Genomic DNA, 7,990 nt, shown 5'->3' with positions numbered 1-7,990 from the left:
CCGCAATGCGGTGTACGCCTCGCTGGCCGGTCTGCGGGCGGCGGGCGCGGTGACCAGTTCCAGCGACCGCACCCTCTCCCAGCTGGGCGCGATGCCCGCCGGCGCGACGCCGCTCGACGCGGCGGTCTACAACGCCGCCGGCCGGCATGTCCGGGCCCGCGACCTACCCGGCGACCAGTGGCTCGCGCGGGCGCTCGCCGACCTGCGCAAGGAGCTGGAAGGCAACGGCCTGGTCATCCCCCGCCGGCGCCGCCTTCGCGTGCGGCTCTGGGTGCTGCCGCTGGCCGCGCTGGCCGTCGTCGGCTTCGTCCGCGCGATCGACGGCTGGGACAACGACCAGCCGTCCAACTACATCTTCCTGCTCGCCGTGCTCACCCTCGGGGCGGTCATCTTCGCCTGGATCCAATCCGGCGATCGGCAGAGCCGCGCCGCCAAACGAGCCGTGGCCGGCGTCCGCCGCAGCCACGCGCATCTGGAACCCGACCGCTCGCCGTCGTTCCAAACCTACGGTGTGACCGGCGCGGCGATGTCCGCCGCGCTGTGGGGCGGCCTGTCACTGCACATGCTGGATCCGGCCTTCGCCGCGGAGGCGGAGATCGAGAAGTACGACCCCGGCTGGATCCACTCGACCGGCGCCGGGACGGCCTGGGGCAGCGGCTCGTCCTGCAGCAGCGGGTCGTCCTGCGGCGGAGGCGGCGGGGGCGGCGGATGTGGCGGCGGAGGCGGCGGCAGCTGACCGGGTCTCCCCACTTCACGCCACGGTGAACAGGCTGCTCACGACGTATTGAAGCGCCCTGCACAATGAGGCCACAGATACATCTGGAGCAAGGGGGGTTCAGTCGATGACACTCGCGGCGCCCGGCGACACCTGGGGCATCCCTGGAACGACCTTCCTCGCCTACTACTTGGTGGCCGTCCTCGCGGTTCTTCTGGTCGCGGCGATCCACCGGCGGATCCTCTTCCGCGGCCCGGACACGACCGCCGTCGCGCTCGGGCCACAGCAGATCGCGTACCTCAACGGCGGCAACAAGATCGCGGTCTACACCTCGCTGGCCGGTCTGCGGGCGTGCGGCGCGGTGACCAGCTCGGCGGCTGCGACGCTGCAGCAGTCCGGCCCGATGCCCAGCGGCACGACGCCGTTGGACCAGGCGATCCACCACGCGGCCGGCCGCAACTACCGGGTGCGCGACCTCAGCAGCGACCAGTGGGTGTCGCAGGCGTTGACCCAGCTCCGCGAGGGCCTGGAGCGCAACGGGCTCGTGGTGACCGGCGCGCAGCGATCCGCGGCCCGGTTGTGGCTGCTCCCGCTGGGCGCACTCGTCGCGGTCGGCATCCTGCGCGCGCTCGCCGGCAACGAGAACGGCAAGCCGGTCACGTTCATCGTGATGGCCACGATCTTCGCGGCCTTCGCCACCTTCGGGACGATGAACCAGGTGAACAAGACCGTGCAGACCCGCGCCGCCGCGAAGTACCTGCGCGGCATCCGCAAGCAGCACAAGTACCTGGCGCCCAACCAGTCCCCGTCGTTCGCCACCTACGGCGCGGCGGGTGCGGCGATGGGAGTGGCGCTCTACGGGGGCATGTCGCTCTACGCGATGGACCCGGCCTTCGCGGCCGAGGCCGAGATCCAGCGCAACGCCGCGGCCGGCGGCTATTCGGGCGGATCCAGCGGTGGGTCGTCCTGCGGCAGCTCGTCCTCCGACAGCGGCGGCGGGTCCTCCTGCGGCGGTGGCGGCGGTTGCGGCGGCGGAGGAGGGTGTGGCGGATGACCGGGTACGGAGTGGGCATCGGCTGGCGGCCCGAGATCGCCGGGTTCGTGGCCGGGTTGCCGGGGCTGCGGTTCGCCGAGGTGGTCGCCGAGTCGGTGCACGCGCACGGCGAGCTGCCGGACGGGCTGGCCGAGCTGCGTGAGCGAGGTGTGGCGGTGGTTCCGCACGGCGTGAAGCTCTCGCTGGGCGGGGCGGAGCCGGTCGAGCCGGCGCGGGTGTCGCATCTGGCGGCGGTGGCGTCGCGGCTGGGTGCGCCGCTGGTCAGTGAGCACATCGCGTACGTGCGCGCCGGCGGCGTCGAGGCGGGGCACCTGCTGCCGATCCCCCGCAGCCGCGAGGCGGTCGACGCGGTGGTCGCCAACGTCCGGCGTACCCAGGCGGAGTTGCCGGTGCCGATCGCGCTGGAGCCGATCGCGGCGATCTTCGACTGGCCCGACGACGAGCTCGACGAGGGCGCCTTCCTGACCGAGATCCTCCAGAGGACCGACGCCCTGCTTCTGCTCGACGTGGCCAACGTCTACGCGAACGCGGTGAACAGGGGCACCGACCCGGTGGAGTTGCTGGACCGGATCCCGCTGGAGCGGGTCGCCTACGTCCACGTGGCGGGGGGCGCCGAACACGAGGGCATCTACCACGACACCCACACCGACGCGGTCCCGCAGCCCGTCCTGGACCTGGTGGCCGAGCTGTGCGCCCGCCACCGCCCGCCGGCCCTGATGCTGGAACGAGACGGCGACTACCCGGCGGCCGACGCTCTGCGCCAGGAGCTGGACGCGATCGCCAAGGCCTCCGGCTACCCCACCGTCACATGACCACCCCTCGCCCCGCGGCGGCGGATGTCCCGGGACAGCCCGGCGGCTCGGCGCGGAGCCTGGCCGACCGCCAGGCGGAGCTTGTCGCGGCGCTCACCTCAGGGGCACGCGTACCCGACGGATTTGATCCTCGGCTCGTCGAAGTCGCGCGGGTCGCGCTGCTCTCCAAGCGCGCCGGCGAGGTCGCGCGGGTCTGGCCGGCGCTGGCGGCGGCGCACGGCCGTCAGTGGCGGCAGGCCTTCGCGGGCTGGGCCGCGGCCCGGCCGACGCGGGGATCGTTCCGCGACGGGTGGGACATGGCCCGCTCACTGGGCGACGCGATCCCGCCGGACGCCGCCGAGGAGCTGGCCGTCCGCGAAGCGGCCTGGAGTTACGACGGCACCTCGGCCCCGCGCCCGCGCCGCCTGCCCGCGATCAAGCGCCGCGGCGGCCGGGTGGCGGTGCAGCTGGCCGGCCGGGTCCGCATCCTCGGCGGCGCCCGCTGACGCCCGGCCGGCACGCCCGGCCGCCCGCTCGACGGCGTCACACCCAGAAGGTGTCGTGCCGCAGATAGAACTCGGTGCGCTCCTCCTCGCTCATCTGCGCCGCCGTGCCGACCCGCTCGAAGTAGTCCTCCCGCGGCGCACCCGGCGCGAACAGGATGAGCATCGACGCCGGCTCGCCCGACTCGTTGCGGAACCCGTGCAGGCCGCCCTCCGGCACGTAGAGGAAGTCGCCCGGCGTGCCCTCGATCCAGCGCTTGCCGTCGTAGAGCTGGACCGAGCCGGACAGCACGTAGAACGACTCGGAGATCGACCGGTGGAAGTGCGGGTCCGGGCCGCTGCGGGGACCCTTGAAGTCCCAGCGGTACAACCCGTACATGCCGTGTGTGGTCTCGCCCGTGGCCAGGTAGCTGGTCCTGCTCGTCCTGCCGTCCAGCTCCGGCGTCGCCGAGCCGAGCCGCACGGTGGCCGACGCCTCGCCGCCGTCGCCGAGATAACGCGCATCGGGATAAGACATGATCGCGAATCTATCGCTAATCCATGACGTGGCCACCGTTCACGGTGATCCGCTCGCCGGTGATGAACCGGGAGGCCTCCGAGGCCAGGAAGGCCACCACGTCGGCGACCTCGGCCGGTGTGCCGAACCGGCCGAGCGGCACGTCGGCGAGGTAGGCGTCGAAGTGGCTCCGCTCGATTGCGGCGTGCCGTTCGACCGGGATCCAGCCGGGCGCCACGACGTTGACCGTGATGCCGGAGGGACCCAGCTCCCGCGCCCACGTGCGGGTCAGCGAGATCTGCGCACCCTTCGCGGCGCTGTACGCCGCCATCCCCGGCGCGGCCCGCTCGAACAGGTCGGATCCGATCTGGACGATCCGCCCGCCGCCGAGCGACCGCATCCCGGGCAGCACGGCCTGCATGAGCAGCGTCGGGCTCTTCACGAAGAACACCAGCTGATCCAGATGGTCCTGCCAGGTCAGCTCGGCCGACGGGATCGACGGCTGCGGCCCGGTCGCGTTGGGCACCAGCACGCCCACCGGCCCGAACCGCTCCTCGACCGCGGCGACCAGCCCGCCGACCGCCGCCTCGTCGGTGACATCGGCCCGGAACGCCTGCGCCACCCCGCCGGCCGCGACGATCGACGCCACCACGGCCTCGGCGTCGGCGCGATCCGGCAGGTAGTTGACCGCCACCGCCCACCCGTCCCGGGCCAGCCGCCGCGCGATCTCGGCACCCAGCCCACGCGACGCCCCCGTCACCAGTGCGCATCCCTTCATGGCCGGAACCCTATGGGCTGCCTACGACAAACGCCGTGGCAGGATCGGGGCCATGGATCTCGGGCTGGCCGATCGCGTCTACGTCCTCACCGGCGCCTCCAGGGGGCTCGGGTTCGCCACCGCCCAGTCGCTGGTCGCCGACGGCGCGCGGGTGGTGGTGTCGGCCCGCGACAAGGCCCGGGTCGACGACGCGGTGGCGCGGCTGGGCGATCTTGCCGCCGGCGTGGTCGCGGACCTGACCGACGAGTCCACGCCGCAGACGCTGATCGACACGGCGCGGGAGCGGTTCGGGCGGTTCGACGGCGCGCTGATCTCGGTGGGCGGGCCGCCGCGGGGCACGGCCGCCGAGATGACCGACGAGCAGTGGCGAGCGGCCTTCGAGACGGTGTTCCTCGGCACGGTCCGGGCGGCGCGCACGTTCGCCGGGACGCTGGCGGAGACCGGCGGCGGCGCGATCGGCCTGGTGCTGTCCAGTTCGGTGCGCAGCCCGATCGGCGGCCTGGGCCTGTCCAACGGCCTGCGGCCGGGCCTGGCCGCGGTGGCGAAAGACATGTCCGACGAGTACGCGCGCAGCAACGTCCGGTTCGTCAGCCTGCTGCCGGGCCGCCTGCTGACCGATCGCAACCGGGAGCTCTTCGAGGCGTCCGGCGACGCGGAGGAGGCGGCGGCCTCCGCGGCGGCGACGATCCCGCTGGGCCGGCTGGGCGAGCCGGAGGAGTTCGGGCGGGTGGCGGCGTTCGTGCTGTCCCCGGCGGCGAGCTATCTGACCGGCGTGAGCATCCCCATCGACGGCGGCTTCCTGCGGCAGCCGTGAGCACCCCTCGCAGGCCGACGCCGGCCGAGCTGATCGCGGCGCAGGACAGGACGATCCCCGACCTGGTCGGGCCCGATCTCAGGGTGTTGTTCTCCGGCATCAACCCGAGCCTGTACTCGGCCGCGACCGGCCATCACTTCGCCCGCCCCGGCAACCGCTTCTGGCCGGCCCTGCACCGGTCCGGGTTCACCGACCGGCAACTGCACCCGTCGCAGCAGTTCCACCTGCCCGCCCTCGGCCTGGGCATCACCAACGTGGTCGCCCGCGCCACCGCCCGGGCCGACGAGCTGTCCCCGGCCGAGCTCGTCGAGGGCGGCGCCAAGCTGGCCGCCCTGGTCGCGACCTGGCAGCCGAGGGTGCTGGCGGTGCTCGGCGTGACCGCCTACCGTGCCGCCTTCGGCCGGCCCAAGGCGGCGATCGGCCCGCAGACCGAGCGCTTCGGCGACAGCGCGATCTGGGTGCTGCCCAACCCGAGCGGCCTCAACGCGCATTACCAGATCGACGGGCTGGCCACGGAGTTCGCGAAGCTGCGGCGGGCCGTCGCATGATCCCGCCGCCGGAGCCGGAGGGCCGGCTGCACCCCGACGTCGAGGTGCGGTCCTCGCCGATCGCCGGTCAGGGCCTCTTCGCCATCGCGCCGATCAGCGCCGGCACCGCGGTTGCGCGGCTGGGCGGGACGCTGGTCGACGAGGCCGAGCTGCGCCGCCGGATGGCCGTGCCCGGGCACGCGTACATCGACACCATCGCCGTCGGCGATGATCTTCACCTGGTGCTGCCGGCCGAGCGGACCATCGGGTACGCCAATCACAGCTGCGATCCGACCCTGTGGTGGACCGGCGCCTACGACCTCGCGGCCCGCCGGGACATCGCTGCGGGCGAGGAGCTGACCAGCGACTATGCCACGAGCACGGCCGAGTCGGAGTTCGTCATGCGGTGCGCGTGCGGCACCTCACTGTGCCGCGGCGTCGTCACCGGGGACGACTGGCGGCGGGCCGAGCTGCGTGACCGGTACGGCGACCACTGGGTGCCCGCGCTGCTCGCCCGCATTGCCGGTGGGCGTTGAGCGGCATGGAGAGTTACGTCGAGCGGCCGCCGGTGCCCGAGCTGCCGGTGACGCTCGACGAGTTGGTCGATCAGCGGGTCGATCTGGCCGAGCTGTGGGCACGACGTTGGAGCCGGCCTCCGGCGGCCGGAGCGGACCGTGCCTGGACATCACCCCTCCTGACCGCGGACACGGGCTTCCGGCCGGCCTTCGACGTGGCCGCCTCGGTGACCGACTACGTCGCCTGGCGCTCGGCCCACCGGCGCTAGAGCTAGCCGGCGGCCCGCCGGACCCGCGTCGCTCCGATTTGGACATAGCACATCAGGGCCGGGCGGTCGCTCACGTTCTGCCACGCGTGCCGGGTGCCGAGCTGCACCACGCACGTGCCCGGAGTCAGCGTCTTCACCGCGCCGTTGTCGAGCTCGAGCCGCAGCTCGCCCTCCAGGCAGATCGCGTAGTCGACGGTGTCGGTCGTGTGCATCCCGTCGCCGTCGTCCTCGAACGGGTCCAGCAACCCGGGCAGCTTCTCCGCCACCTCGCTGCGGATGGTCTCCGGGTCGATCGCCGGCTCGGGCTCGGCCGCGTGCGGCGCCCACCGCAGGAAGAGCGCGCGGCTGGCGCCGAGACCCGGGAAGTACGGCCGTACGACCGGCGCCGCCTTCTCCTCGCCGACCAGCGCGCCGCCGTCGGGGGTGCCCCACAGGATGTAGAAGTCGGCTCCGGGCAGCGCCTGGACGCTGACCGGCTCGGGACGGGTGTCCTCGACGAAGACCGCGGCACCGTCGTCGTCGTGACCGGTAACGATCAGGCGTGGTTCGATCGGCATGGCAGATCCTCTCGCAGTCAGCGTGTCTCGGTCGCCGAGCCGGCGAACCGTTGCCGGAGCTCTTGTTTCGACCACTTGCCGGTGGCCGTCTTCGGGATCTCGCTCACCATCTCGACGCGCTCGGGGATCCACCACGAGGCCACCCGGTCGCGCAGATGGGCCCGCACGTCGTCCGCCGTGAGCTCGACCCCCTCCCTGGGAACGACGCAGGCGAGCGGGCGTTCTCCCCACCGCGGGTCGGCGACGCCGATCACGGCCGCCTCTTTCACCCGCGGGTCGGACATGACCGCGTTCTCGAGGGCGACCGAGGAGATCCACTCACCGCCCGATTTGACCAGGTCCTTGGTACGGTCGACGATCCGCAGGTAGCCCCACTCGTCGATGGTGGCCACGTCGCCGGTGCGCAGCCAGCCGTCCTCGGTGAACTTGTCCCGGCCGGGGTCCGCGCCGAAGTAGGAGCCGGCGATCGTGGCCCCGGCCACCTCCAGCTCGCCGGAGGTCCGCCCGTCGCGGGGCTGTTCCACGCCGTCGGGCGACATGACGCGCATCTCGGTCAGCGGCACCGCCGGCCCGGGCGTGCCGAGCAGGAGCCGGCGCGCCTCGCCGTCGAGGCCGGCGTGGTGCGTGGCGAGGCGTGACGTGGTGACCACCGGACTGGTCTCGGTCATGCCCCACGCGTTGGTCAGTGGGATTCCGACGGCCTTCTCGTACGTGCTGGACAACGCGTCGTCGACCGCCCCGCCGCCGCACGCGATGTGCCGCAGGCTGCTGAGGTCGTGGCTGCCCAGTTCGGGGATCAAGTCCCGCCAGACCGTCGCCACCGCGGCGCCGAAGGTGGCCCGGTGCGCCGACAGCAGCGAGACCAGCTCCGCGGGCGTCGACAGCGGTCCGGGCAGCAGGAGGTCGGCGCCGCACTGCATTCTTAAGCAATCCACCATAACTCAACATGCGTTTTCTGTATAAACCTTGTT

At 72.9% G+C, this 7,990-nt stretch carries 12 protein-coding genes; 8 read left to right on the top strand and 4 right to left on the bottom strand.

The genetic code is table 11. From position 1 onward, the window contains the following. From AB0M20_RS16810 to AB0M20_RS16795, 4 genes are all read left to right on the top strand, one after another. On the top strand, positions 1-736 hold a 736-nt coding region (locus tag AB0M20_RS16810), incomplete at its 5' end, for a TIGR04222 domain-containing membrane protein (protein ID WP_364298982.1). 106 nt (positions 737-842) lie between these two features. Beyond that, on the top strand, positions 843-1,769 hold the full coding sequence (locus AB0M20_RS16805; protein WP_364298980.1) for a TIGR04222 domain-containing membrane protein: 927 nt from the start codon (positions 843-845) through the stop codon (positions 1,767-1,769). Continuing rightward, positions 1,766-2,581 carry a DUF692 domain-containing protein gene (locus tag AB0M20_RS16800; RefSeq protein WP_364298978.1) on the top strand — a complete coding sequence of 272 codons (816 nt, stop codon included), beginning with the start codon at positions 1,766-1,768 and terminating at the stop codon, positions 2,579-2,581. The genes AB0M20_RS16805 and AB0M20_RS16800 overlap by 4 nt, the downstream gene beginning before the upstream one ends. After that, positions 2,578-3,066 carry a hypothetical protein gene (locus AB0M20_RS16795; RefSeq protein ID WP_364298976.1) on the top strand — a complete coding sequence of 163 codons (489 nt, stop codon included), beginning with the start codon at positions 2,578-2,580 and terminating at the stop codon, positions 3,064-3,066. The genes AB0M20_RS16800 and AB0M20_RS16795 overlap by 4 nt, the downstream gene beginning before the upstream one ends. A gap of 37 nt (positions 3,067-3,103) precedes the next feature. Here AB0M20_RS16795 and AB0M20_RS16790 read toward each other — a convergent pair whose 3' ends face one another. Then, positions 3,104-3,580, bottom strand: coding sequence for a cupin domain-containing protein (locus AB0M20_RS16790; RefSeq protein WP_364298974.1), 477 nt, complete (start codon positions 3,578-3,580; stop codon positions 3,104-3,106). Between the two features lie 16 nt (positions 3,581-3,596). Continuing rightward, entirely contained in the window at positions 3,597-4,337 is a 741-nt protein-coding gene (locus tag AB0M20_RS16785; protein ID WP_364298972.1) for an SDR family oxidoreductase, read from the bottom strand. Between the two features lie 52 nt (positions 4,338-4,389). Between AB0M20_RS16785 and AB0M20_RS16780 the strand changes: the two genes are divergently transcribed. From AB0M20_RS16780 to AB0M20_RS16765, 4 genes are read left to right on the top strand one after another with little or no spacing between them, the layout of a single operon-like run. Further along, entirely contained in the window at positions 4,390-5,151 is a 762-nt protein-coding gene (locus tag AB0M20_RS16780) for an SDR family oxidoreductase (protein WP_364298970.1), read from the top strand. Then, positions 5,148-5,699 (top strand): G/U mismatch-specific DNA glycosylase, encoded by a 552-nt coding sequence (gene mug / locus AB0M20_RS16775; RefSeq protein ID WP_364298968.1) that lies wholly within the window; start codon positions 5,148-5,150, stop codon positions 5,697-5,699. Before AB0M20_RS16780 ends, mug begins: the two co-directional genes overlap by 4 nt. Then, positions 5,696-6,214, top strand: a complete 519-nt coding sequence (locus AB0M20_RS16770) for an SET domain-containing protein-lysine N-methyltransferase (RefSeq protein WP_364298966.1) — start codon at positions 5,696-5,698, stop codon at positions 6,212-6,214. Before mug ends, AB0M20_RS16770 begins: the two co-directional genes overlap by 4 nt. A 5-nt stretch (positions 6,215-6,219) precedes the next feature. Continuing rightward, complete coding sequence (locus tag AB0M20_RS16765; protein ID WP_364298964.1) at positions 6,220-6,462, top strand: hypothetical protein; 243 nt, start codon at positions 6,220-6,222, stop codon at positions 6,460-6,462. A 2-nt stretch (positions 6,463-6,464) separates the two neighbouring features. Here AB0M20_RS16765 and AB0M20_RS16760 read toward each other — a convergent pair whose 3' ends face one another. Both AB0M20_RS16760 and AB0M20_RS16755 read right to left on the bottom strand, forming a co-directional pair. Further along, positions 6,465-7,019, bottom strand: coding sequence for a cupin domain-containing protein (locus tag AB0M20_RS16760; protein ID WP_364298962.1), 555 nt, complete (start codon positions 7,017-7,019; stop codon positions 6,465-6,467). 17 nt (positions 7,020-7,036) lie between these two features. Next, entirely contained in the window at positions 7,037-7,939 is a 903-nt protein-coding gene (locus AB0M20_RS16755; RefSeq protein WP_364298960.1) for an AMP-binding protein, read from the bottom strand. Positions 7,940-7,990: the final 51 nt, after the last annotated feature.

The organism is Actinoplanes sp. NPDC051633, from assembly GCF_040681735.1.
Taxonomy (GTDB): Bacteria; Actinomycetota; Actinomycetes; order Mycobacteriales; family Micromonosporaceae; genus Actinoplanes.
Note: the sequence above shows the minus strand (reverse complement) of the source record. Positions and strands in the feature narration are given on the sequence as shown.